The sequence below is a fragment of the Neorhizobium galegae genome (assembly GCF_021391675.1).
Taxonomy (GTDB): Bacteria; Pseudomonadota; Alphaproteobacteria; order Rhizobiales; family Rhizobiaceae; genus Neorhizobium; species Neorhizobium galegae_B.
On the sequence record NZ_CP090095.1, the window covers coordinates 914,790 to 937,577 of the forward strand.

Genomic DNA, 22,788 nt, shown 5'->3' on the forward strand with positions numbered 1-22,788 from the left:
TAAGAACCGCCACCATGAAAAAATTTCGGCTGGCCCAGATCATTCGAATTATAGGCCCGGCCTTCCGCGCGCTGTAAAAGCGGCCGGAGGGTCCGGGTTTTTGGCGCTTCATGAGCGCCTTCCGCCAGCGAATTTTCATCGAGATGCGCCCCGTCGCGGCGCCAGGACGATTGCTCCCATGACCGATACCGCCGAAAAGCTCGACTATTCGAAAACCCTCTATCTGCCCGAAACCGATTTCCCGATGCGCGCCGGCCTGCCGCAGAAGGAGCCGGAACTGGTTGCCCGCTGGCAGCAGATGGACCTCTACAAGCAGCTCCGCGCCTCCGCCACGGGCCGCGAAAAATTCGTGCTGCATGACGGCCCGCCCTATGCCAACGGCAATATCCATATCGGCCATGCGCTGAACAAGATCCTGAAGGACGTCATCACCCGCTCGTTCCAGATGCGCGGTTATGACTCGAACTATGTTCCGGGCTGGGATTGCCACGGCCTGCCGATCGAATGGAAGATCGAGGAAGCCTATCGCGCCAAGGGCAAGAACAAGGACGAGGTTCCGATCAACGAATTCCGCCAGGAATGCCGGGAATTCGCGGCCGGCTGGATCAAGATCCAGGCTGAGGAATTCAAGCGCCTCGGCATCGTCGGCGATTTCGAAAACCCGTACCTGACGATGAATTTTCACGCCGAGAGCCGCATCGCCGGCGAACTGCTGAAGATCGCCCAGAGCGGCCAGCTCTATCGCGGCTCGAAGCCGATCATGTGGTCGGTCGTCGAGCGTACCGCGCTGGCCGAGGCCGAGGTGGAGTACCACGACTATGAGAGCGACACGATCTGGGTGAAGTTCCCGGTCAACAACGCCGTTCGTGATGGTGCTGTGATGGGTGACCTCGTGGGCGCCTTCGTCGTCATCTGGACCACTACCCCTTGGACGATCCCCGGCAACCGAGCGATCTCCTATTCTTCAAAGGTCAACTACAGCCTCTACGAGATCACCGAAGCAGAGAATGATTTTGGCCCTCGTCCGGGTGAGAAGCTTATATTTGCGGATAGACTGGCTGCAGACGCTTTCGCAAAGGCCAAGCTTCAATATCGTGTTGTTCGTTCTGTCTCTGCCCTGGAACTGGCCGGTTTGGGTGTGCGGCATCCTTTGGAAGGATTGGGTGGTGGATATCACTTTGCCGTTCCCATGCTGGACGGGGACCACGTTACAGATACGGACGGAACAGGTTTTGTTCATACGGCTCCCGGGCACGGACGCGAAGATTTTGACATTTGGATGGAGCAAGCCCGCCATAAAGGCGTAGATACGAAGATCCCCTTCACGGTCGATGACGGCGGTTTCTACACGGCCGACGCTCCCGGTTTCGAGGGTGCCCGCGTCATGGACGACAACGGCAAGAAGGGCGATGCCAACGATCGCGTCATCAAGGCGCTGATCGAGCGCAACGCGCTGTTTGCCCGCGGCCGGATGAAGCATCAGTATCCGCATTCGTGGCGGTCGAAGAAGCCGATCATCTTCCGCAACACGCCGCAGTGGTTCGTCTACATGGACAAGGACCTTGCCGACGGCACCACGCTTCGCTCGCGTGCCCTCAAGGCGATCGACGACACCCGTTTCGTGCCATCAGCCGGCCAGAACCGCCTGCGTGCGATGATCGAACAGCGCCCGGACTGGGTGCTTTCCCGTCAGCGCGCCTGGGGCGTCCCGATCTGCGTCTTCGTCGACGAGCAGGGCGAAATCCTTCAGGACGAAGCTGTCAACCAGCGCATCCTCGAAGCCTTCGATCTCGAAGGTGCCGACGCCTGGTTCGCCGAAGGAGCGCGTGAGCGTTTCCTGGGGTCACGCGCCAACGAAGGCTGGACGCAGGTGATGGATATCCTCGATGTCTGGTTCGATAGCGGTTCCACCCACACTTTCACGCTCGAAGACCGCCCGGACCTGAAATGGCCGGCCGACGTCTATCTCGAAGGCTCCGACCAGCATCGCGGCTGGTTCCATTCCTCGCTGCTGGAATCCGCCGCCACCCGCGGCCGGGCGCCCTATGACACGGTCGTCACCCATGGCTTCACCATGGATGAGAAAGGCCAGAAGATGTCGAAGTCGCTCGGCAATGTCGTGGCCCCGCAGGACGTCATGAAGGATGCCGGAGCCGATATCCTGCGCCTCTGGGTGATGACGACCGACTATTGGGAAGACCAGCGCCTCGGCAAGACCATCATCCAGACCAATGTCGATGCGTATCGCAAGCTGCGCAACACGATCCGCTGGATGCTCGGCACGCTCGCCCATGACGAGGGCGAGGAGATCGCCTATGCCGACCTGCCGGAACTCGAAAAGCTGATGCTGCATCGCCTCGCCGAGCTCGATAAGCTCGTGCGCGAAGGTTATGACGCCTTCGAATTCAAGAAGATCGCCCGGGCGCTGATCGATTTTTCCAATATCGAGCTGTCGGCCTTCTACTTCGATATCCGCAAGGATGTGCTTTATTGCGACGCGCCGTCGTCGCTGCGCCGTCGCGCGGCTCTTGCCGTCATCCGCAAGATCTTCGACTGCACGGTGACCTGGCTTGCGCCCATGCTGCCGTTCACCACCGAGGAATCGTGGCTGTCGCGCAACCCGAACGCCGTCTCGATCCATCTCGAGCAGTTCCCGACGGTTCCGACCGAGTGGAAGAACGAAGCGGTCGCCGAAAAATGGGCGCGGATCCGCAAGGTGCGCTCGGTTGTCACAGGCGCACTCGAAATCGAACGCAAGGACAAGCGGATCGGCTCTTCGCTGGAGGCCGCACCGGTCGTCTATGTCAACGATCCGGAGCTGATGAAGGCGCTGGAAGGCCAGGATTTCGAAGAGACCTGCATCACCTCGGGCATCGCGATCGTTGCGGGCGAGGGGCCGGAGAGCGCCTTCCGTCTGCCGGAAGTGCAGGCCGTCGCGGTCGACCCGAAGCTCGCCGAAGGCACCAAATGCGCCCGCTCATGGCGGGTGACGACCGATGTCGGCTCCGATCCTGCCTATCCGGATGTGTCGGCGCGCGACGCTGCCGCACTGCGCGAGTTGGCCACCCTCGGCCGGCTTTGATGGTTGAAAGTCACCGGATGATTGCGCTTTAAGCAATCATCCGGTAAAACCGCCTGAAATTGGCCGGATTTTCCGGCCATCAGGCGTTTGAGTGTGTCTGAGGCGTCAGGACGGGCGCCGCTGGAAGGGTTTTGATGAAAGCGACATATGCGTTTCGTGTCGGCATGGGCGTGGCCGGTGTCCTCGCCTCGGCATTGACCCTTTCGGGCTGCATCGGCGGCCCGACATACGGCACCGACAAGACAGCCATGGAGCAGCTGACCGACGACCTCGGTCAGTCCGTCTCGCTGGGCGGCAAGAGCGCCGAAGCGAAAGCCGGCCTGAAATACAACCCGCGTCCTTCGCTGGTTGTCGCCAAGGGTCAGGACCAGACGCTGCCGGCACCCCAGCAATCGCTGGCGAGCCGCGAAAGCAACCCCAACTGGGTCGAATCTCCGGAAGAAACCCGCAAGCGCATGCGTGAGGAGGCCGATGCTCACGCGAACGATCCCAGCTATCGCTCGCCGCTTTCCGCGGGCAGTGGCCAGGGCGGCCAGATGACAGAGTCGGAAAAGTGGGAAGCCTTCCGCAAGGCCAAGGCAGATGCTGAAACCGTCAGCGTCACCGGACGCCGTCGTTCGCTCGCGGAGCCGCCTGCGGAGTTCCGTTCGGCGGATGCGGCTGCCCTGTCGGATGTCGGCGAGCCCGAAAGCCAGAAGGAAAAGCGCCGCAAGGCGCAAGCCGCGGAAGCCAAGAAGGGCAGCGACTGGTGGAAGCTCTTCTAAGCCCGACTTAGCTCTCTCTTTTCGATCTGAAGAAGCCGGTGAGCAGGATCGCGGCCTCGCTTTCGCCGAGGCCGGAATAGACTTCCGGCGCATGATGGCAGGTCGGCTGGGCAAAGAAGCGCACACCGTTGTCCACCGCTCCGCCCTTCGGGTCCTCCGCGCCGTAATAGAGCCGCCGGATGCGCGCAAACGAGATCGCCGCCGCGCACATGGTGCAGGGTTCGAGCGTCACGTAAAGGTCGGCACCTGACAGCCGCTCCTGTCCAAGGGCGGCCGCGGCATCCCGGATGACGGCGATTTCGGCATGGGCGGTAACGTCGTTTTCGGCGCGGGTCCGGTTTCCGGAGCGGGCGACGATAATGCCGTCGACGACCAGAACGGCGCCGATCGGAACCTCGCCGCGGGCGGCCGCGTCTTTGGCTTCCGCAAGGGCAGCATTCATGAACCCATCGGTATTAGGCATTTCGGCGATTTCCTCTTAACCCGGATCGCGCGAACTGGTAGGAAGCATCCAACTGGACGCCCGGCTGCGGGCACGAATCCATCTCAGTCAACACGAACAAGAATGTCCGGATCGCTCCGTAGACATCACGCTTCAGGCAAACAACAAATGAATTCCAAAGACAAGCCGAAGCGCGGCGAAGGCAAGACTTTCGTTCGCGAAACCAAACCGAGAGCCGCTCCGAAGGCCGGCGCTGACGGCAAGGCGGGCTTTTCCGCCAAGGAAGGCCTTGCGCCCAGGAAGAGCTCCGCGGCCAAGAGCGGCGCTGAAAAGGCGGCAAAGCCCGTCCGCAAGCTGCCGCCGGCACCGGAAACCATGGAGGCCGAGGGCAAGCCCGAGCGCATCTCCAAGATCCTTGCACGCGTCGGCGTCGCGTCGCGCCGCGATATCGAGCGGATGATCATGGAAGGCCGGGTCAGCCTGAACGGCAAGGTCCTCGATACCCCGGTCGTCAACGTGACGCTGTCCGACAAGATCGAAGTCGATGGCATGCCGATCCGCGGCATCGAGCGCACCCGCCTCTGGCTCTACCACAAGCCGGCCGGTCTGGTGACCACCAATTCCGATCCGGAAGGCCGCGCGACCGTCTTCGACAACCTGCCCGAAGGCCTGCCGCGGGTGCTCTCCATCGGCCGCCTCGACATCAATACCGAAGGCCTGCTGCTGCTGACCAACGATGGCGGCTTGTCGCGCGTGCTGGAACTGCCGACCACCGGCTGGCTGCGCCGTTACCGCGTACGTGCCCATGGCGAGATCAAGCAGGAGGAACTGGACAAGCTGAAGGAGGGCATCGCCGTCGAAGGCGTGCTCTACGGCTCGATCGACGCGACGCTGGACCGCACCCAGGGCAGCAATGTCTGGATCACCATGGGCCTACGCGAAGGCAAGAACCGCGAGATCAAGAACGTGCTCGGCGCGCTCGGCCTCGAGGTCAACCGCCTGATCCGCATTTCCTACGGACCGTTCCAGCTCGGGGACCTGCCGGAAGGCGAGGTAGTGGAAGTGCGGGGCCGCATGCTGCGCGACCAGCTCGGCCCGCGCCTGATCGAGGAATCGAAGGCCAATTTCGACGCGCCGATCTATACCGAGACCGCCGCTGACGAGGAAGAGAAGCCCGCCCGTGCCGAGCGCTCAGAATGGGCGGCAAGGCCCGAGAGGAGCGAGCGTCCGCGCGCCGGCAAGCCGGAGGACCGGCGTGAAAAGGCGCTCGGCCGTTTGGAAACCAAGCGCGACGACCGCAAGTTCGCCGACAAGCCGCGCGGTGCAAAGCCGTTCGGCAGTCGCGCTGAGGACGAGGACGACCGGCCGAAGAAGCGTCCGCCGATGGGCACCAGCCGCACCGCCAATGTCTGGATGGCGCCGGGCGCCCGCCCGACCACCGAAAGCAAGACGCGCAAATCCTCCGCCCGTGCCGAGGCCGAGCAGCTTTTCAAGAAGCCCGCGCCGCAGAACGACCGGCCGGTTATCGTCAACCGCGCCGAAGAGGACCACGACTGGATCCGTGCCGACGGGCCTGACAAGCCGGAAAAGGCAGATTTCGGCCGCAAGAAGTCCTTTGGCGATCGGCCGGACCGCGGCGATCGTCCCGTCGGCGACAAGCCGAGGGGCGAACGTTCTTTCGGCGATAAACCCCGTGGTGACCGCAAGCCGCGCGAAGGCGGCGACCGTCCGCGGACCAAGTCCTTTTCGGGCGATGCCCGCTCGGAACGTCCACGCGGCGAGCGCGCTTTTGGTGACCGCCCGCCCCGCGGCGACCGCCCATTCGGCGACAAGCCCAGAGGCGACCGCCCGTTTGCTGACCGCAAGCCACGCGCCGATGGTGATCGCCCTGCACGCGCCTTCGGCGAAGGCCGCTCCGAGCGCCCGCGCGGCGAGCGTCCTTCCGGTGACCGTCCGCCTCGTGGTGACCGTCCGTTCGGCGATAAGCCGAGGGGCGAGCGCTCCTTCGGTGACAAGCCCAGGGGTGAACGGTCGTTCGGCGACCGCAAGCCGCGCGAGGATGGAGAGCGTCCCGCACGATCCTTCTCCGCAGGCGAGGGCCGCGCCGAGCGTCCGCGCAGCGACCGGCCGTTCTCGGATCGGCCGCCGCGTGGTGATCGTCCCGCAGGTGACCGTCCCACAGGTGATCGGCCCGCCGGCGACCGGCCGCGTGGTGGAAAGCCAGGCGGCAAGCCCTTCGGCGCAAAGCCGGGCGGCGGCAAGAGCTTTGGCGGAAAGCCTTCCGGCGGCCGCGGAAAACCGGCGGGTGCCGGTGGCAAGCCCGGGGGCAAGCCTGGTGGCCGGCCCGCCTCGGGCGGACGCCCGGCCGGCGGCAAGCCGCGCACGCCGAGAGGGTAACGCGCAGTGCGGATCGTCGGTGGTGAATTTCGCGGCCGGTCTCTGGCCACGCCCAAAACAAGCGACATCCGGCCGACCATCGACCGGACGCGCGAAAGCCTGTTCAACATCATCGGCCACGTCTATCCGCAGGCACTGGATGGCGGCCGGGTGATCGACCTTTTCGCCGGCACCGGCGCGGTTGGGCTGGAGGCGTTGTCGCGCGGCTGCAAGAGTGCGCTCTTCGTCGAGAACGGCGTCGAGGGCAGGGGCCTGTTGTGGGAGAATATCGACAGCCTCGGCCTGCATGGCCGGGCGCGCATCCTGCGCCGTGATGCCACCAAGCTCGGGATTGCCAACAATATCGAGCCGTTTCATTTCCTGTTCGCCGACCCGCCCTATGGCCAGGGGCTCGGCGAGGGCGCCATGCTTTCGGCCCATGCCGGCGGCTGGCTCGCACCCGGAGCCCTTGCCATTCTGGAGGAGCGGGCCGACATCAATCCTGCCGTGGATGCGGTCTTCAAGTTTTTGGAGAGCCGGACGTTCGGCGATACCCGCATGGACTTTTTCCGCTACCAGCCGGCCTGAGGTCAGAGGAATGAATACGAGGCTTGCAGTTCCCGATCTCGAAGCCGTCAGAGCCAAGGGCGGCTTGACGTTTGCGGTCGCTCTCGGCGGCGGCGGCGCGCGCGGCCTCTCGCATATCCAGGTCATCGAGGCGCTCGACGAGCTCGGCATACGGCCCGTGGCGATTTCCGGCTCGTCGATCGGCGCGATCATCGGTGCCGGCATGGCGTCGGGCATGACCGGACGCGAGATCCGCGAATACGCGCTGGAGACGGTGGGCCACCGCGGCACCCTCTTGAACAAGCTCTGGGGTCTCGGCCCGGCGACCATGCGCGACAAGCTCGGCGGTTTCCGCTTCGGCCAGTTCAATCTCGAACTCATCCTCGATGCCTTCCTGCCGCCGCAGGTGCCGGAGGATTTCGCCGATCTCGAAATTCCGATGAAGATTTCGGCTACCGATTATTACGGCCAGGCGGAGGTGATCCTCGAACAGGGTGAGTTGCGCACCGCGATCGCGGCGTCTGCCGCCATTCCCGGCCTGTTCATGCCGGTCCGGGTGAACGGGCGGGTGATGATCGATGGCGGCGTCTTCAATCCCGTCCCTTATGAGCAGCTGATGGACGTTGCCGATGTGGTGATCGGCGTCGACGTGGTCGGTGCGCCGGAAGGCGACGGCACCCATGCGCCCAATCGCATCGACAGCCTGTTCGGCGCGAGCCAGCTGACCATGCAGGCAAGCATCGCGCTCAAGCTGAAGCTCAATCCACCCCAGATCTTCCTTCGGCCGTCGGTCAACCGTTTCCGGGTGCTGGACTTCCTGAAGGCCCGCGACATCCTCGACGAATCCGAGCACGTCAAGGATGAACTCAAGCGCGCCATCGACGCGCTGCATGCGGCGGCAGCCGAAGCCTGAAGTTTTGGCCAGCTATGCGGCCTCGGTTTTCCGGAGCGCGCTGAAAACATTGCGGCCGATCCTGCGTGCGATTTCCGATGGGAAATCGGGTCTATCCAGCTCCTCTTCCAGGAGAAGCTCGGATGCCATGACCGGCGCGCCGCAATAATCGAATATCCCATGATCGATCTGCGTCCTCATCGCGCCGAAATAACCGTGCCGCGCATAAGTCCGCATGTCGGCGCCGCCGATCGCGACCAGGTGGATGGGAAGGTGGCGAAGTTTCTTCACCACCTTGGCGCCTTCCACGTCGTCATAGGCCCAGCCGTTTGCGAAGGCGCGATCGATCCATCCCTTCAAGAGCCCCGGCATCGACCACCAGTAGACGGGATAGACGAGCACCAGCGCATCGGCGCGGTCGATTCTCGCCTGTTCGGCCGTGACATCCGCCGAGGGTGGTGCCTCCCTGCGATGCGCCGCCAGATCCGCCTGCGTAAACCTGGGGTCGAAGCCCTCGGCCGCAAGGTCGGCAATTTCAAAAGAGCCGCCCGACATGGTGACGCCCTCGGCGAGGTGGGCGGCGACGTTATGGGTGAGGGATCCGGGTTCGGGATGCGAAACGACGATCAGCGCGTGCATGGCGAAACTCCTGCTGGCAGATTGAAACTCACGGGCAGTGGTTATATACTTTTAGTAAGTTACTTTTGGTATATAGTCATGTCAAGCAATGAAATGAATGAACCGGCGCGTCTCCGGCAGCGCCTCTCGCGAGAGGGAAGGCGCCTGCAGTTGATGGAGGTTGCGTGGCGCATCGTCCGGGAAGAAGGTACGGATGCCCTGACGCTTCCCCGGCTGGCGGAGCAGGCGGGCGTCGCAAAGCCCGTTGTCTACGATCATTTCAGCACCCGGCCGGTTCTCCTGGCAGCGCTTTATCAGGATTTCGACAGCCGCCAGACGTCCGTCATGGACGCTGCCCTGCAGTCGAGCGGGCCGACGCTCGCCGACCGGGCTGCGGTCGTCGCCTCCTCCTATGTGGATTGTGTTCTGTCGCAGGGCCGGGAGATACCGGGCGTAATTGCCGCCCTGGAGAGTTCTCCCGAGCTTGAACGGATCAAGCACGAATACGAGGCCATTTTCATGGAAAAATGCCGGCTTGCGCTTCTCCCGTTCGCAGAGGCCGGTCACATAGCGTCGCCCGGGCTCTGGGCCATGCTCGGTGCAGCCGAGGCGCTGTCGAACGCCGCCGCGAGCGGCGACATCACGGCGGCAGAGGCCAAGGCCGAGCTTTTCGAGACGATCGTCGCGATGGTCGCAAGAGGGAGCGCCGGCCGGCCCTAGCCGTTCTCTGCCGTCGCTGGTTCCGCGCTCAGTTCGCCGGCGTCCACCACCATCGACCGCTTCGGCTTGATCAACGGTTCCGGCCGGACCGGGCTGTTGAACAGCATCTCGCGGCCGGCGCCGAGCCCCTGTACGGCCTGGATCTGCAGCCGCTCCTCGTCGCGCTGGCGGATGTCGTCGCGGATATCGTCGGCCTCGTTCTCGCTCATGCCGAGCGCTTCCAGCGTCTTTTTTCCGAACAGCAGGCCGGATTCCAGGGTCTCGCGCAGCTCGTATTCGACGTTCCGATCCCGCAGCGACAGCGCATGGATACGGTCGTAGGAGCGGACATAGAGGCGTACGTCCGGAAACTGCGAGCGGATGAGATCGACGATCTGGTCGGTCGTCTCGCGTTTCTGGGTGGTGACGGCGACGATCTTCGCCTTTTCGATGCCCGACGCGATCAGCACGTCCCGACGCGTCCCGTCGCCGAAATAGATACGGAAACCGAAGGAGGCGGCCTGGCGGATGCGGTCGGCGGAATCGTCGATGACGGTCACCTCGCGGCCGCCGGCGAGCAGGATCTGAGCGGCGATCTGGCCGAAACGCGAAAACCCGATCATCAGCACGTCTGCCCCGGCACCGTCGAAATCCTCCTCCAGTTCCTCGCGGCTCTCGCCGTGGAGGAGCCGTTTGGAAAGTGCCGCACCGAACGGCGTGAGCGCCATCGACAGCGTCACGGCGGCGATCAGCAGCGAGGCGGTGGCCGACGAGAACAGGCCGCTGGCCGTTGCCGTGGTGAACAGCACGAAGCCGAATTCGCCGCCCTGCGGCAGCAGGAACGCGATGCGCACCGCATCGTTGTGCGGCGAACCCCACAGCCGGGAGAGCCCGTAGACGATCAGCGCCTTGAGCGCCATGAAGATCGGCACCGCGGGCAGGATGAAGAAGATGTTGTCGAGGATGACATGGACTTCCAGCGACAGGCCGACAGCCATGAAGAACAGCGCCAGAAGCAGGCCGCGGAAGGGTTCGATATCCGCTTCCAGCTCGTGCCGGTAGGAAGACTCGGCCAGCATCACGCCGGACAGGAAGGCGCCCATAGCCATCGACAGGCCGACCGCCTGCATCGCCGCCGCCGATCCCAGCACCACCAGCAGGGCGGCGGCGATCATCACCTCTCGCGCACCGGTGCGGGCAATGATCTGGAACATCGGCGTCAAAAGATAGCGGCCGGCAATCACCATGGCGCCGACCGCTCCGACCGCGATTGCAAAATCCAGAAGCGGCGAGGCTTCCGTCTCCGTGGTTCCAGGCGCCAGGATGGTGATCAGTGCCAGCAGCGGCACGATGGCGAGATCCTGGAACAGCAGCACCGAAAACGATCGCTGGCCGTGTCGGCTGTTCATCTCGCCATCGTCGTTGAGGATCTGCAGGGCAAACGCCGTCGAGGACAATGCAAGGCCGAAACCGACGATCAGGCTGCCGCGCCAGTCCGCCATGTTGGTCAGATACGCCAATCCGGTCAGCACCAATCCCGAGATCACTACCTGTGCCGGCCCGAGGCCGAAGACGTCGCCGCGCATCTGCCAGAGACGCGAAGGCTTCAGTTCGAGCCCGATGATGAACAGCAGGAAAACGATGCCGAATTCCGCGAAATGCAGCACTTCTTCTGTCTCGACGATCTGCTGCATGATCGGTCCGATGACCACTCCGGCGGCAAGATAACCGAGCACCGTGCCGAGTCCCAGCTTCCTGAACACCGGGGCGGCGATCACCGCGCCGGCAAGCAGGAGAAGCATTTGGGAAAATAGCGAGTCGGGAGCGGTCATGAAGGATGCTTTCAGTCTAAGGTGGGAAATCAAGAATCGGCGAGCCGCCCTTGATGCTTCTGACAGTGCACAATAAATGGGACGAGAATGAAAGGCTTGCAATCATGACCTCTGAAATCGATTCCGCCGAACTGCTTTCCCGCGCCAGCCAACTGATCGATCTAGCCAAGGCCGCGGGAGCGGATCAGGCGGATGCGGTCGTGGTTCGCTCCCGGTCCCGCTCCGTCAGCGTCCGTCTCGGCAAGGTCGAGGGCACGGAAGCGTCCGAAAGCGACGACTTCTCGCTTCGCGTCTTCGTCGGCCGGCAGGTCGCCAGCGTCTCGGCCAATCCCGGCTTCGACATGAAGGTGCTTGCCGAGCGCGCCGTCGCCATGGCCAAGGTCTCTCCCGAAGATCCTTTCGCCTGCCTTGCGGACGAAGCCGATCTCGCCAGATCCTATCCGGATCTCGAGCTTTACGACCCGACCGATGTGCCAACCGATGCATTGCGCGAAGCGGCGCTCGAAATGGAGCAGGCGGCGCTCGACGTCGAGGGCGTCACCAATTCCTCCGGTTCCGGCGCATCGTCCGGCATGGGCGGCCTCGTGCTCGTCACCTCCCACGGCTTTTCCGGCAGCTATATGGCATCCCGTTTCGGCCGCTCCGTCAGCGTCATTGCCGGCGAGGGCACCAGGATGGAGCGCGACTACGATTTCGACAGCCGCCTTTATGCCGCCGATCTCGACGATCCGAAGCTGATCGGCCACCGTGCCGGCGAGCGGACCGTGAAACGCGTCAATCCCCGCCAGGTCGATACCGGCAGCAACGTCACCGTCGTCTTCGATCCGCGCATCGCCCGTGGTTTCGTCGGCCACATTGCCGGCGCCATCAACGGCGCGTCCGTCGCCCGCAAGACCAGCTTCCTGCGGGACAAGATGGGCCAGCAGGTGCTGAAGGCCGGGCTCAGCATCACCGACGATCCGCTGATCGTGCGTGGCTCCTCCTCGCGTCCCTTCGATGGCGAGGGCGTGTCCGGGGAACGCATGGTGATGATCGAGGACGGCGTCCTGAACCACTGGTTCCTGTCGACCTCGACCGCGCGCGAACTGGGGCTTGCCACCAACGGCCGTGGCGTGCGCGGCGGCACGGCCGTCTCGCCTGCCTCCACCAATCTGGCGCTGGAGCCCGGCGACATCTCGCCCGAAGACCTGATCAAGTCGATCGGCAACGGTTTCTACATCACCGAACTGATCGGCCAGGGTGTCAACATGATCACCGGCGAATACTCGCGCGGCGCGACCGGCTTCTGGATCGAGAATGGCGAACTCGCCTATCCTGTTTCGGAAGTGACGATCGCCTCCAACCTCAAGGACATGTTCATGCGCCTGACGCCGGCCAACGACATCGACCGAAAGTTCGGCGTCGCCTCCCCGACCATCGCCATCGAGGGCATGACGCTGGCGGGACGCTGATCCCGATGACGGTTGCTGAAGCCTGGGGCCAGGATCTCGAACTCATTCTCGACGCGGCGCGTCAGGCCGGCGACATCGCCCACGGATTTTTCGGCCGCTCGCCGGAAGTCTGGTGGAAGAACGAGGGCAGGTCGCCGGTCAGCGCCGCCGACTTCGCCGCCAACGACCGGCTGCAGAGCCTGCTCCTGACGGCCCGGCCGGATTACGGCTGGCTCTCCGAGGAGACCGACGACGACGTTGCCCGGCTTGGCCGCGAAACGCTCTTCGTCGTCGATCCGATCGACGGCACCCGCGCCTTCATCAACGGCGAGAAGACCTGGTGCGTCTCGGTCGCCGTCGTACATCGCGGCCAGCCGGTCGCCGGCGTCCTGGTCGCGCCGGCGCTCGACGAGGAGTTTTCCGCGATGAAGGATGGGCCGGCGCTGAAGAACGGCCGGCCGATTTCGGTCACCGCCGGCCGCAGCAATGGCGAACTGGTTATCGCGGCCGACGAGAACCTCGTCAAGAAATTCGAGCCGGATTTTCGCGACGAAGTCCGCCGGGTGCTGCATGTACCATCGCTTGCCTACAGGCTCGCCATGATCGCCGACGGCAGCATCGATGGCACGGTCGTCAAGCGCGCTTCCCACGACTGGGATCTGGCGGCCGCCGACCTTATCCTCGAACGGGCGGGCGGCCGCCTTATCGATCTTGCCGGCAACCGGCTCGTCTATAACCGCGAGAGTGTCATCCACGAAATGTTGGCCGCCGGGGCCGAACATGCGCTCCGCAGCCTTTTGCCCCAGCTTGCCGGCCTGGCACCGGGTTGACCTTTCATGAGGAATGCAGCACAGGAAAGACCGGGGGAGCTGGAACGGACGGATATCGGACAATGACGGAAACGGGCGAAAAGAAACAACTTCTGCACCTGGTCTTCGGTGGCGAACTGCAGAGCCTGGAAGGCCTCCAATTCAAGGACCTTTCGGCGCTTGATATCGTCGGCATCTATCCGGACTATGCGACCGCGCTGATCGCCTGGCGGGGCAAGGCGCAGCAGACGGTCGACAACGCCCATATGCGGTATTTCATCGTCCATATGCACCGTCTGCTCGATCCTGATACTAAGTCGGCTTGAGATAAGCCTCGCGTATTACAATGTGCTCGCAATGCTGGTCCCTCGCCTGGTATCGATCCCGGGGACCCTTTTTTGACGCATTTGTAAAACACAAAAAACTGGGTTACGGATGAGCAATCGGAGGGTCTATCATATTGATGGCGGCCATCACGCATCGGGGGCAAACGCGGTGAGCAAAATTTCTGCGCGCCTGGCTCTTGTTGGTTACCGGGTGGCCGGTATTTCCCTTTATCCGCTGGTCGGCCCTTACCTTGCCTATCGCGCCATGAAGGGTAAGGAAGACAGGACCCGCAAGCTTGAACGGCTCGGTTATGCAAGCCTTGCCCGCCCCCGTGGCCCGCTCATTTGGGTACATGCGGCAAGCGTCGGGGAAACCATCGCCATCATGCCGATGATCCGCGAACTGCGGCGCCGTGAGATCCACATCCTTCTGACGACAGGCACCGTCACCTCCGCAAATCTCGTCCGATCGCGGCTGGCTGACGAGGTGATCCACCAATACGTGCCGCTCGACCTGAAATTTCCGATCAAGCGCTTCATCGCCTACTGGAAGCCGGATGCCTGCATCACGGCGGAATCCGAAATCTGGCCGACCACCATCGCCGAACTCGCCCGCCGTCGCATTCCGCAGATCCGCGTCAATGCCCGCATCTCCGACCGGTCCTTCGATCGCTGGCGCAACCGGAGCTCGATCGCCGAAGCCATCTTCGGCAAGATGGCTCTGGTGGTCGCTCAGTCGGATCTGGATGCCGAGCGCTTCCGCGATCTCGGCGCCTGGCCTGTCATCGCATCCGGCAACCTGAAGAGCGATACCGATCCGCCGCCCTGCGACGAGGCAGTGCTGGCGCGTTACCGCAAGGAAATCGGCAGCCGCCGGACCTGGGCTGCAATCTCGACTTTCGACGGCGAGGAAAAGGCGGCGGCGACCGTCCACAAGGCGCTGAAACCGAAGAACGGCCAGCTGACCATTCTCGTGCCGCGCCATCCCGATCGCGCCGACGCGGTCGAAGAGATGCTGAAGGAAATGGGCCTGACCGTGGCACGCCGCTCGCGCAACGACGTTGTGACACCGGAGACCGACGTCTTCCTCGGCGATTCCATCGGCGAAATGGGGCTTTACCTGCGTTTGACCGAAATCGCCTTCGTCGGCAGGTCGCTGACGAACGAGGGTGGGCAGAACCCGCTGGAGCCGGCCATGCTCGGCTGCGCCGTGCTTTCCGGCCCGCATGTCCAGAATTTCCGCGACGCCTACCAGCATCTGGTGCGCAAGGGCGGCGCTCGCATCGTCAAGGATGTGGAGATGCTGGCAAAGGCGGTCCATTACCTGATGATCAACGATCTCGCCCGCGTGAAAATGATCGATTCCGGCCATGACGCGATGGACGAGATGCGCGGTGCGCTGTCGAAGACGATCAAGGCGCTGGAGCCCTATGTCAACCCGCTGACGGTGAGCGCCAGGCTGCAGCCGAAAGCCGCCGCCGTTCGATGACCCCGGAAAAGCTCGCACACATCGCCGGTATCCTGTTCGACAAGGACGGCACGTTGCTGCTCTATGACGAAAGTTGGGGACCGGTGAACCGCGAGGCTGCTCGCATCGCTTCCGCCGGCAACGCCGAACTCGAACCGCAGCTTCTGTTTTCCGGCGGCATGGATCCGGTATCCGGCCACACCCGGCCGGACAGCCTGCTGGCCGCCGGCAACGCCGCCGAGATCGCCGCGGGCTTTGTCGCCGCCGGTTCGCCGCTCGAGGTGGGTGAGCTCACCCGGCTGCTCGACGACCTCTTCATCCGCTCGGCGGAATTTTCCGTGGCCGTCACTGATCTGGCGGCCCTGTTTGCCAAGCTCAAGGCGCGCGGCTTCAAGCTCGGCATCGCCTCCAGCGACAACGAGCAGGCGATCCGCCAGACCGCCATCCGCTTCGGCATTATCGATCATGTCGATTTCATCGCCGGCTACGACAGCGGTCATGGCGTGAAGCCGGAGCCCGGCATGGTGCTCGGCTTCTGCCGCGCCACCGGGCTCGATCCCGCCGAAATCGCCATGGTCGGCGACAACAATCACGACATGCATATGGGTGCGAGCGCGGGCGTCGGCCTGAAGGTCGCGGTGCTGACCGGCACCGGCTCCCGCGAAACGCTGTCGGCATCGGCGGATATCTGCCTTGCCGATATCACCGCGCTTATGGACCTTCTGCCGGAAAAGCTTCGCGCCTGAACCAGGCTTTGGTTTCAAAGACTTGCCTTTTTTCCAAAACTGCCATTTTGTTCGCGGGCTGTTTCAGGACGGATCAGCCGGAGTTTGGGTATGGTATCGGAAGCACCGCCATTCTGGTGGACGAAAGCGGATTGGCGTGCCTGGGGCCTTGCCCCCGTTTCGTTTCTTTATGGCCGTATCGCCGGCCGCCGTATGGCCAAAGCCAGGCGCGCCAGCATTCCCGTGCCGGTCATCTGCGTCGGCAATTTCACGGTCGGCGGCGCCGGCAAGACCCCGACCGCCATCACCCTTGCCCGAGCGGCGAAAGAAAAGGGCCTGAAGCCAGGTTTCCTCAGCCGCGGTTACGGCGGTTCGCTTGACGTCACGACCGTGGTCGATCCCGAACACCACCGGGCCGAGGCAGTCGGCGACGAGGCGCTGCTGCTCTGCCGCGAGACGCTGACGGTGATTTCCCGCACCCGCGTCGAGGGGGCTCATCGACTGGTTGCCGAAGGCGCCGACCTGATCATCATGGACGACGGTTTCCAGAGTGCCCGCCTGGCGCTGGATTTCGCCCTCGTCGTTATCGACACGGTGCGCGGCATCGGCAACGGCCATCTCGTGCCGGGCGGGCCGGTGAGGGCGCCGATATCCGAGCAGATGCGTCAGCTCTCGGCGATCCTCAAGGTCGGCAACGGCGAGGCGGCCGACCAGCTGGTGCGCCAGGCTGCCCGCGCCGGCAAGCAGATCTATGTCGCGGCGCTGAAGCCGCGCGAAAATCGCGACATCGCCGGCAAGGCGTTGTTTGCCTTCGCCGGCATCGCCGATCCTGAAAAATTCTATCGGACCGTCAAGCAGATCGGCGGGCTGGTCATGGAAAAACGTGACTTCCCCGACCATCACTATTTCACCGAGGACGAGATCTCGGACCTTCTGGATGATGCCTCCAAGGACAAACTGACGCTTGTCACCACCGCCAAGGATGCGGTGCGGCTGCAGGGCCATCACGGACGCATGGAGGAACTGGCGGAAAAGGTAAGCGTGGTCGAGGTCGACATGGCGTTCGACGATCCGCAGGCACCGGCCAAGATCATCGATACGGCGATCGCCAATTTCCGAGAGCGGCGTATCAGGGAAGGAAACGCCGCGAAGGTTTAGCCACGGGTCTGATTGGGCAGCATGCCGGCGCGCTTGTCGGCTTCCAGCGAGGAGGCGCAATCGACATAGGGCTCCTGCCGGGCGACGCTCCAGTACCGCAATTCGTCGATCGGAATCTGTGCCCCCGTCATGGCGCATATCACATAGGAGCCGGCGGTCAGAATCTGGTAATCGCCGTCGAGATACCGGATCTTCGCTTCGCGGAACCCGCTTCCCTCGAACCGGTTCATCTGTCGTCTCCTGCGGAAAAACATGGGCCTGCTCTACCTCGATTGTCGCTGAATTGCCAGCTTTTTCAGCTTCGGCCGAAGAGCCGCTCGATGTCGGAAAGCTTGAGTTCGATATAGGTCGGCCGGCCATGGTTGCAGGTACCGGAGCCGGGCGTGGCTTCCATTTCCCGCAGAAGCGCGTTCATCTCCTCCGGCCTCAGCCGTCGGCCGGAACGCACCGATCCGTGGCAGGCCATGGTGGCGGCGACATATTCCAGCTTGCCGCGCAGGCCCCCGGCGGTGTTCCATTCGGCGATCTCGTCGGCCAGATCGCGGACCATCGAGGCCGCGTCGACTTCGCCGAGCATGGCGGGCGTCTCGCGCACCGCGACAGCGCCCGGACCGAAACGTTCGATCGCCAGGCCCAGCCGGTCGAGTTCCGTCGCGTTCGCCATCAGCCGGTCGCAATCCTCTTCCGGAAGGTCGATGATCTCCGGGATCAGGAGGACCTGGCTCGCCAGCCGCTTGTTGTCGAGCGCCTTGCGCATGGCCTCGAACACCAGCCGTTCATGGGCGGCGTGCTGGTCGACGATGACCAGCCCGTCTTCGGTCTGGGCCACGATATAGTTTTCGTGAACCTGCGCGCGGGCGGCACCCAGGCGATAGCGCGGTGTCTCTTCGGCAGCCGTCCTCGGAGCGGGTTCCGCGATCGACGTATCGGCACGTGCGGCCGGCATGGTCAGCACGTCGAAACCGGATTGCACCGGTTCGGCAAAGTCGTTGGCAGGTTGCGGATGGAGCGGCCTGAACGGCGAGGCCGCGGCCGCCCAAGGGGTGCGCGGGGCGGCATGAGCCGGTTGGAAGCCGGGCCGAAAGGCGCGCATCATGCCTGACGTTCCGGTCGTCGCCGCCCGGTCGCCCTCGCGGCGCAGCGCCTCGCGGATTGCCCCGACGATGAGGCCTCGCACCAGGCCGGGATCGCGGAACCGCACGTCGGACTTGGCCGGATGCACGTTGACGTCCACCAGCGCCGGATCGATCCTGATCGACAGGACCGCCACGGGGTAGCGGCCGGAGGGAACGCTTTCCGCATAGGCTCCGCGCAGGGCGGACAGGATCAGCTTGTCCTGCACCGGCCGTCCGTTCACGAAGGCATATTGATGCGCCGAGTTTCCACGGTGAAAGGTCGGTACGCCGACGAAGCCTGAAAGCCCGACATCTTCCCGCATCGCATCGATCTCGATCGCATTGTCGCGGAAATCGGCACCGAGAATCTGCGCCATGCGGGAAAGATGGTCGTCGCCGGTCGCCGGGAATTCGAGCGTCGTGCGGTCGGAACCCGACAGCACGAAGCGGATATGCGGGAAGGCAATCGCCATGCGCTTGACCACTTCGGTGATCGCGCCGGCCTCGGCCTTCTCGGTCTTCAGGAATTTCAGCCGCGCCGGCGTCGCGAAGAAGATGTCGCGCACCTCGACGACCGTGCCGGTATTGGCCGGCGCCGGCTTCACGCCGGACATCTTGCCGCCGATCACTGCCACCTGCGATCCTTCCGAATGACCGTTGCGGCGGCTGGTGATGGTGAGCTTCGCCACCGAACCGATCGAGGGCAGGGCCTCGCCGCGGAAGCCGAGCGTGCGGATGTCGTCGAGCGTCTCGGATATTTTCGATGTGCAGTGCCGCCGCACGGCAAGATCGAGATCGGCCGCATCCATGCCGGAACCGTTGTCGGTAATGCGGATCAGGCTTTTGCCGCCGCCGGCGGTGGCGATCTCGATGCGGGTCGCGCCGGCATCGATGGCGTTTTCGATCAGTTCCTTCGCGGCGCTGGCGGGCCTTTCGATGACTTCGCCGGCAGCGATCTGGTTGATCAGGGTCTCGGGCAACTGTTTGACGGACATGCGCCATTTTCCCGGATTCGGCGCCGGAAGGAAAGCCCGGATCGCACCTTTCCAACCGATTGAAATGAACTTTAAGGTTGATGCACGGCCGTTCATTAATCCGGCTTTAAGATAAAGCCGATAATTTGTTCCGTATTAAATTTGGATGAAACCGGGGAGGCGCAGCTTCCCGCGAGTGACCGGGATGGCGGCCAGCTGGGCACCGTCATGCGAGCCCTGATCACACGTTGAGGACTTGGAGCCAGCATGTTCCCACGCCGACAAGACGAAAACTAGAAGGAATAACGCCGAGAGGCGAATATCGGCATTACGGCCCGGCCTTTGTCCGGTCCGAAAAAGCATACGGGGAGTTCCATCCTATGAATGATTTGGCGTCGGCGGACGCAAACATTCAAGCTGTCATGCTCGAAGTGATTTCCGAGGGCATTTCGGGCGGCGTATTTGTCTATGACAAGAATGACCTGATCGTCTTTGCGAGCCAGCAATTGCTGACCCTCCTGCCGGTTCCGAAGAGCTTTCTGACGCCCGGCACACGCCTTCGGGATTTCCTCGGGGCCGTCTACGATGGCGGCGGACGCTTCCTGACCGATGCTTCCGGTCCGCGCCGGATGCTGAGCCGTGAGGACTGGGTTGCCGAACAGATCGCCACACTCTGGAAGGAGCGGGCCGAGTCGCAGGAACGCCGCGGCACCGACCGCTGGGTGAGCTTCACCAAGCGCCGCCTGTCGTCCGGTTACGGCGTCTGCATCGTCAGGGATATCTCGGATCACAAGAAGCGCGAGGAACAGTGGCGCGCCGACATGGAACGGGTGCAGATCACCGAAGAGGTGCTCGACAACCTGCCGTTCCCGATTACCGTCAAGGACAGCAGCCTGACCTTCGTCGCCGTCAACAAGATGGCTGCAAGTTTCCTCGATCTGCCGCCCGAAGCGATTCTCGGTCACAAGGGATCCGATATCCACCCGCCGCAGGTGGAACAACGCCTCGACCGCGTCAATCGCGGGGTTCTCGATCTTGGCGAACCCCAGCAGATGTCCGAACTGGTAACGCGGCCGGACGGTTCGCAGGTGGTCATCATTGCCAACAAATACCGTATCGGAAAACCCGGCCGTTATTACCTGGTCACCGCCATGGAAGACATTACCGGGCTGGTCTCGACCGATGAAGACGGCGAGCAGATCAAGCCGCGCATGAGCCGGGGCGGCTTGGTCACCACTTCGCTGGCCCGGCAGGAGCTCGACGTATCGGCGAAGGCGGTTGCTGCGTCCGACACGACCCATCTCTCCAACCGCAAGGTTCTTGTCGCCTCTTCCGATCCGAGGACGAGCGCCGAGGCGCTGGAAATTCTCGACGACCTGGGATTCGACACCTCTTCGGTGTCAGACGGTGAGGAACTGGAACTCTTCCTGCAGCTGGCAAAGGAAGCCGGCATCGCAATCGATCTCGTCGTCGTCGACACGCTGGCGGACAAGGCTTGCCTCGAAATCGTCCAGCGACACCGCATTCCCGCCTTGGCAATCAACGGGGTCCGGGTGAAGCGGGACCTGGCTGCCGGCGTCGCTCGCCAGTTCAGCCAGCCTGCCGCAAACGAGACCGCGCGCGACGAAGACACCTGGATTGCCTCGCAGGCCGGAGAAAGGGCCGGCATCGACATCCTGGTTGCCGAAGACAACGAGGTGAACCAGATCGTCTTTTCGCAGATCCTCGAGGGTTTGGGTTATCGTTATGCGATCGCCGCCGATGGCGAAGAAGCGGTCCGGCTCTGGCAGGAGCGGTCGCCGCGGCTGATCCTGATGGATATCACCCTTCCAAAGCTCAGTGGGTTCGATGCGAGCGTGCGCATCCGGAACCTGGAGACGGTCGACAACTCCATTCCGATCATCGGCGTTCTTCCCCAGGCCTTCGAACGCGACCGCGACCAATGTTTCGCCTCCGGCATGAACGAGGTGATACTCAAGCCGATCAGCCCCGAGGCGCTGGAGACCGTCTTCCAGACGTTTCTCGGCATATCCGCAAAGCAGTCGTATGCTTAACCGATTAATCAATCCGTTCATGTAAGTTAAGCTCGGGCCATCATTTTTTAATCTTTTTCCCGCATCCTGCGCCGGTCTGTGAAGCGCAACGGGATTATTCATGAAGTCGGCGGGAAACCCATTGCCGCAGGTCAGCCAGAATGAACTGCAGGCAATGGCCTACAGTGACGCCCTGACGGGTCTTGGAAATCGATACCGCCTGCGCGACAAGGTGCGCCTGCTGGCTGCCGAGCGGGCCCAGGATCCTGCACCCTTTACCATCTGCATTGCCAATCTTGACGGCTTCAAGCCGATCAACGATCTGTTCGGCGCCGAAGCGGGCGACGAGATCCTCTGCCAGGTCGCTCATCGCCTGAAAGCCTGCATTCCGGACGGCGCGACCGTTACCCGTCATGACGGCGACGAGTTTGCCTTCATCCTGCCCCTGGTCTTCGAGCGCATCGGTGCCGAACGTATCGGGCAGATGATCAAGGACGTCCTGTCCGCCCCCTACGATCTTGGCGACCGCAATGTCCGCCTGTCGGCCTCCTTCGGCTTCGCGATCTATCCCTTCGCCGGCGCGGATTTCGAGGAGTTGCTGAAAAGCGCCGAAACCGCGCTCTACCGCTCGAAACGTCGCGGCCGCGGACAGATCACCGTCTATTCCCGCGAGATCGCCCAGGAGATGAAGCGGGCGACACAGCTGGAACAGGCGCTTCGCAACGCCATCATCGCCGATGCCGTGGACGTCCACTTTCAGCCGATCGTGCGCATCAGCGATGGCGGCGTGGTCGGTTTCGAGGCCCTGGCGCGCTGGATCGATGCCGATCTCGGCTTCGTCTCACCCGCGGTTTTTGTGCCCCTTGCCGAAGAGCGCGGTTTTATTGACGCGCTTTCTGAAACGTTACTGCACAAGGCTGCGGAGGCCGCACTCTCCTGGCCGCGCGAGCTTTTCCTCTCCTTCAACCTCTCTTCAGCGCAGCTGATGGACCCCGGCACGACCGAGACCATCCTCGCGACTCTCGCACGCGTCGGCCTCGATCCTCATCGTCTGGAGCTGGAAATTACCGAAACGGCGGTGATGACTTCGGCCGATACGGCGCAGCGCATCATCACCGACCTGCGCCAGCAGGGCGTGCGCATCTCGCTCGACGATTTCGGCACCGGCCAGTCGAGCCTCGGGCGGTTGCGGGACTTCACCTTCGACAAGGTGAAAATCGACCGCGCGTTCGTCTCGCGCATCACCACGGACCGCGCGTCGGAACACATCGTCAAGGCGATCATCGCCATGTGCGACGGCCTCAACCTGGCCGTGGTCGCTGAAGGCATCGAGGAAAAGGCCGACGCAGACAAACTCAACGAGCTCGGCTGCGCGATGGGACAGGGCTATTATTACGGCAGACCGGCTGACAGCGCTTTCACCCTGCGCTACCTCCAGGAACACTACCGCGACTTCATGACCATCGAACGGGCTTGAA

The 22,788-nt window shown here is 63.3% G+C and carries 19 protein-coding genes; 14 read left to right on the plus strand and 5 right to left on the minus strand.

The genetic code is table 11. From position 1 onward, the window contains the following. Positions 1-178 precede the first annotated feature (178 nt). On the plus strand, positions 179-3,082 hold the full coding sequence (ileS, locus tag LZK81_RS04450; RefSeq protein WP_233955310.1) for an isoleucine--tRNA ligase: 2,904 nt from the start codon (positions 179-181) through the stop codon (positions 3,080-3,082). 134 nt (positions 3,083-3,216) lie between these two features. Then, positions 3,217-3,846: a hypothetical protein gene (locus LZK81_RS04455; RefSeq protein WP_046625007.1), complete on the plus strand. Its 630-nt coding sequence runs from the start codon at positions 3,217-3,219 to the stop codon at positions 3,844-3,846. 7 nt (positions 3,847-3,853) lie between these two features. Here LZK81_RS04455 and LZK81_RS04460 read toward each other — a convergent pair whose 3' ends face one another. Next, positions 3,854-4,309, minus strand: coding sequence for a nucleoside deaminase (locus LZK81_RS04460; protein ID WP_233955311.1), 456 nt, complete (start codon positions 4,307-4,309; stop codon positions 3,854-3,856). Positions 4,310-4,456: 147 nt separating this feature from the next. On the opposite strand from LZK81_RS04460, the gene LZK81_RS04465 reads away from it, so the two are divergent. From LZK81_RS04465 to LZK81_RS04475, 3 genes are read left to right on the plus strand one after another with little or no spacing between them, the layout of a single operon-like run. Continuing rightward, a complete protein-coding gene (locus LZK81_RS04465) occupies positions 4,457-6,685 on the plus strand; it encodes a pseudouridine synthase (RefSeq protein WP_233955312.1) in 2,229 nt (742 codons plus the stop codon). Positions 6,686-6,691: 6 nt separating this feature from the next. Then, a complete protein-coding gene (gene rsmD / locus LZK81_RS04470; protein WP_046603372.1) occupies positions 6,692-7,252 on the plus strand; it encodes a 16S rRNA (guanine(966)-N(2))-methyltransferase RsmD in 561 nt (186 codons plus the stop codon). A 10-nt stretch (positions 7,253-7,262) separates the two neighbouring features. Continuing rightward, positions 7,263-8,144, plus strand: a complete 882-nt coding sequence (locus LZK81_RS04475) for a patatin-like phospholipase family protein (RefSeq protein WP_037087681.1) — start codon at positions 7,263-7,265, stop codon at positions 8,142-8,144. A gap of 12 nt (positions 8,145-8,156) precedes the next feature. On the opposite strand, the gene LZK81_RS04480 is transcribed toward LZK81_RS04475, so the two are convergent. Next, positions 8,157-8,762 (minus strand): NAD(P)H-dependent oxidoreductase, encoded by a 606-nt coding sequence (locus LZK81_RS04480; protein ID WP_233955313.1) that lies wholly within the window; start codon positions 8,760-8,762, stop codon positions 8,157-8,159. Positions 8,763-8,840: 78 nt separating this feature from the next. Between LZK81_RS04480 and LZK81_RS04485 the strand changes: the two genes are divergently transcribed. Beyond that, positions 8,841-9,461: a TetR/AcrR family transcriptional regulator gene (locus tag LZK81_RS04485; RefSeq protein WP_233955314.1), complete on the plus strand. Its 621-nt coding sequence runs from the start codon at positions 8,841-8,843 to the stop codon at positions 9,459-9,461. On the opposite strand, the gene LZK81_RS04490 is transcribed toward LZK81_RS04485, so the two are convergent. Continuing rightward, positions 9,458-11,272 carry a monovalent cation:proton antiporter-2 (CPA2) family protein gene (locus LZK81_RS04490; protein ID WP_233955315.1) on the minus strand — a complete coding sequence of 605 codons (1,815 nt, stop codon included), beginning with the start codon at positions 11,270-11,272 and terminating at the stop codon, positions 9,458-9,460. The genes LZK81_RS04485 and LZK81_RS04490 overlap by 4 nt on opposite strands. 104 nt (positions 11,273-11,376) lie before the next feature. Between LZK81_RS04490 and LZK81_RS04495 the strand changes: the two genes are divergently transcribed. The 6 genes from LZK81_RS04495 (at position 11,377) to lpxK (ending at position 17,188) form a co-directional block, all read left to right on the plus strand. Next, the gene (locus LZK81_RS04495) at positions 11,377-12,723 is read left to right on the plus strand and encodes a TldD/PmbA family protein (protein ID WP_233955316.1); all 1,347 of its coding nucleotides are present in this window, start codon (positions 11,377-11,379) and stop codon (positions 12,721-12,723) included. A gap of 5 nt (positions 12,724-12,728) precedes the next feature. Next, positions 12,729-13,532, plus strand: coding sequence for a 3'(2'),5'-bisphosphate nucleotidase CysQ (locus tag LZK81_RS04500; RefSeq protein ID WP_233955317.1), 804 nt, complete (start codon positions 12,729-12,731; stop codon positions 13,530-13,532). Positions 13,533-13,594: 62 nt separating this feature from the next. Next, positions 13,595-13,837: a DUF4170 domain-containing protein gene (locus LZK81_RS04505; protein WP_233955318.1), complete on the plus strand. Its 243-nt coding sequence runs from the start codon at positions 13,595-13,597 to the stop codon at positions 13,835-13,837. Between the two features lie 169 nt (positions 13,838-14,006). Beyond that, complete coding sequence (waaA, locus tag LZK81_RS04510) at positions 14,007-15,326, plus strand: lipid IV(A) 3-deoxy-D-manno-octulosonic acid transferase (protein WP_233955319.1); 1,320 nt, start codon at positions 14,007-14,009, stop codon at positions 15,324-15,326. Continuing rightward, positions 15,323-16,051, plus strand: coding sequence for an HAD family hydrolase (locus LZK81_RS04515; RefSeq protein ID WP_233955320.1), 729 nt, complete (start codon positions 15,323-15,325; stop codon positions 16,049-16,051). Before waaA ends, LZK81_RS04515 begins: the two co-directional genes overlap by 4 nt. 90 nt (positions 16,052-16,141) lie before the next feature. Continuing rightward, positions 16,142-17,188: a tetraacyldisaccharide 4'-kinase gene (lpxK, locus tag LZK81_RS04520; protein WP_233955322.1), complete on the plus strand. Its 1,047-nt coding sequence runs from the start codon at positions 16,142-16,144 to the stop codon at positions 17,186-17,188. On the opposite strand, the gene LZK81_RS04525 is transcribed toward lpxK, so the two are convergent. Both LZK81_RS04525 and mutL read right to left on the minus strand, forming a co-directional pair. After that, complete coding sequence (locus tag LZK81_RS04525) at positions 17,185-17,418, minus strand: DUF2093 domain-containing protein (RefSeq protein ID WP_046625015.1); 234 nt, start codon at positions 17,416-17,418, stop codon at positions 17,185-17,187. The two genes, lpxK and LZK81_RS04525, sit on opposite strands and share 4 nt — an antisense overlap. 65 nt (positions 17,419-17,483) lie before the next feature. After that, positions 17,484-19,298, minus strand: coding sequence for a DNA mismatch repair endonuclease MutL (gene mutL, locus LZK81_RS04530; protein WP_233955323.1), 1,815 nt, complete (start codon positions 19,296-19,298; stop codon positions 17,484-17,486). Between the two features lie 359 nt (positions 19,299-19,657). On the opposite strand from mutL, the gene LZK81_RS04535 reads away from it, so the two are divergent. Together LZK81_RS04535 and LZK81_RS04540 are read left to right on the plus strand one after the other, a co-directional pair. Then, positions 19,658-21,331, plus strand: a complete 1,674-nt coding sequence (locus LZK81_RS04535; protein WP_233955324.1) for a response regulator — start codon at positions 19,658-19,660, stop codon at positions 21,329-21,331. Between the two features lie 100 nt (positions 21,332-21,431). After that, positions 21,432-22,787, plus strand: a complete 1,356-nt coding sequence (locus LZK81_RS04540) for a putative bifunctional diguanylate cyclase/phosphodiesterase (RefSeq protein ID WP_046603382.1) — start codon at positions 21,432-21,434, stop codon at positions 22,785-22,787. Position 22,788 lies beyond the last annotated feature (1 nt).

Coding starts and splice junctions, on each gene's coding strand:
- ileS (WP_233955310.1), top strand. CDS start 179: ATGACCGATACCGCCGAAAAGCTCGACTATTCGAAAACCCTCTATCTG.
- LZK81_RS04455 (WP_046625007.1), top strand. CDS start 3,217: ATGAAAGCGACATATGCGTTTCGTGTCGGCATGGGCGTGGCCGGTGTC.
- LZK81_RS04460 (WP_233955311.1), bottom strand. CDS start 4,309: ATGCCTAATACCGATGGGTTCATGAATGCTGCCCTTGCGGAAGCCAAA.
- LZK81_RS04465 (WP_233955312.1), top strand. CDS start 4,457: ATGAATTCCAAAGACAAGCCGAAGCGCGGCGAAGGCAAGACTTTCGTT.
- LZK81_RS04475 (WP_037087681.1), top strand. CDS start 7,263: ATGAATACGAGGCTTGCAGTTCCCGATCTCGAAGCCGTCAGAGCCAAG.
- LZK81_RS04480 (WP_233955313.1), bottom strand. CDS start 8,762: ATGCACGCGCTGATCGTCGTTTCGCATCCCGAACCCGGATCCCTCACC.
- LZK81_RS04485 (WP_233955314.1), top strand. CDS start 8,841: ATGTCAAGCAATGAAATGAATGAACCGGCGCGTCTCCGGCAGCGCCTC.
- LZK81_RS04490 (WP_233955315.1), bottom strand. CDS start 11,272: ATGACCGCTCCCGACTCGCTATTTTCCCAAATGCTTCTCCTGCTTGCC.
- LZK81_RS04495 (WP_233955316.1), top strand. CDS start 11,377: ATGACCTCTGAAATCGATTCCGCCGAACTGCTTTCCCGCGCCAGCCAA.
- LZK81_RS04500 (WP_233955317.1), top strand. CDS start 12,729: ATGACGGTTGCTGAAGCCTGGGGCCAGGATCTCGAACTCATTCTCGAC.
- LZK81_RS04505 (WP_233955318.1), top strand. CDS start 13,595: ATGACGGAAACGGGCGAAAAGAAACAACTTCTGCACCTGGTCTTCGGT.
- LZK81_RS04515 (WP_233955320.1), top strand. CDS start 15,323: ATGACCCCGGAAAAGCTCGCACACATCGCCGGTATCCTGTTCGACAAG.
- lpxK (WP_233955322.1), top strand. CDS start 16,142: ATGGTATCGGAAGCACCGCCATTCTGGTGGACGAAAGCGGATTGGCGT.
- LZK81_RS04525 (WP_046625015.1), bottom strand. CDS start 17,418: ATGAACCGGTTCGAGGGAAGCGGGTTCCGCGAAGCGAAGATCCGGTAT.
- mutL (WP_233955323.1), bottom strand. CDS start 19,298: ATGTCCGTCAAACAGTTGCCCGAGACCCTGATCAACCAGATCGCTGCC.
- LZK81_RS04535 (WP_233955324.1), top strand. CDS start 19,658: ATGAATGATTTGGCGTCGGCGGACGCAAACATTCAAGCTGTCATGCTC.
- LZK81_RS04540 (WP_046603382.1), top strand. CDS start 21,432: ATGAAGTCGGCGGGAAACCCATTGCCGCAGGTCAGCCAGAATGAACTG.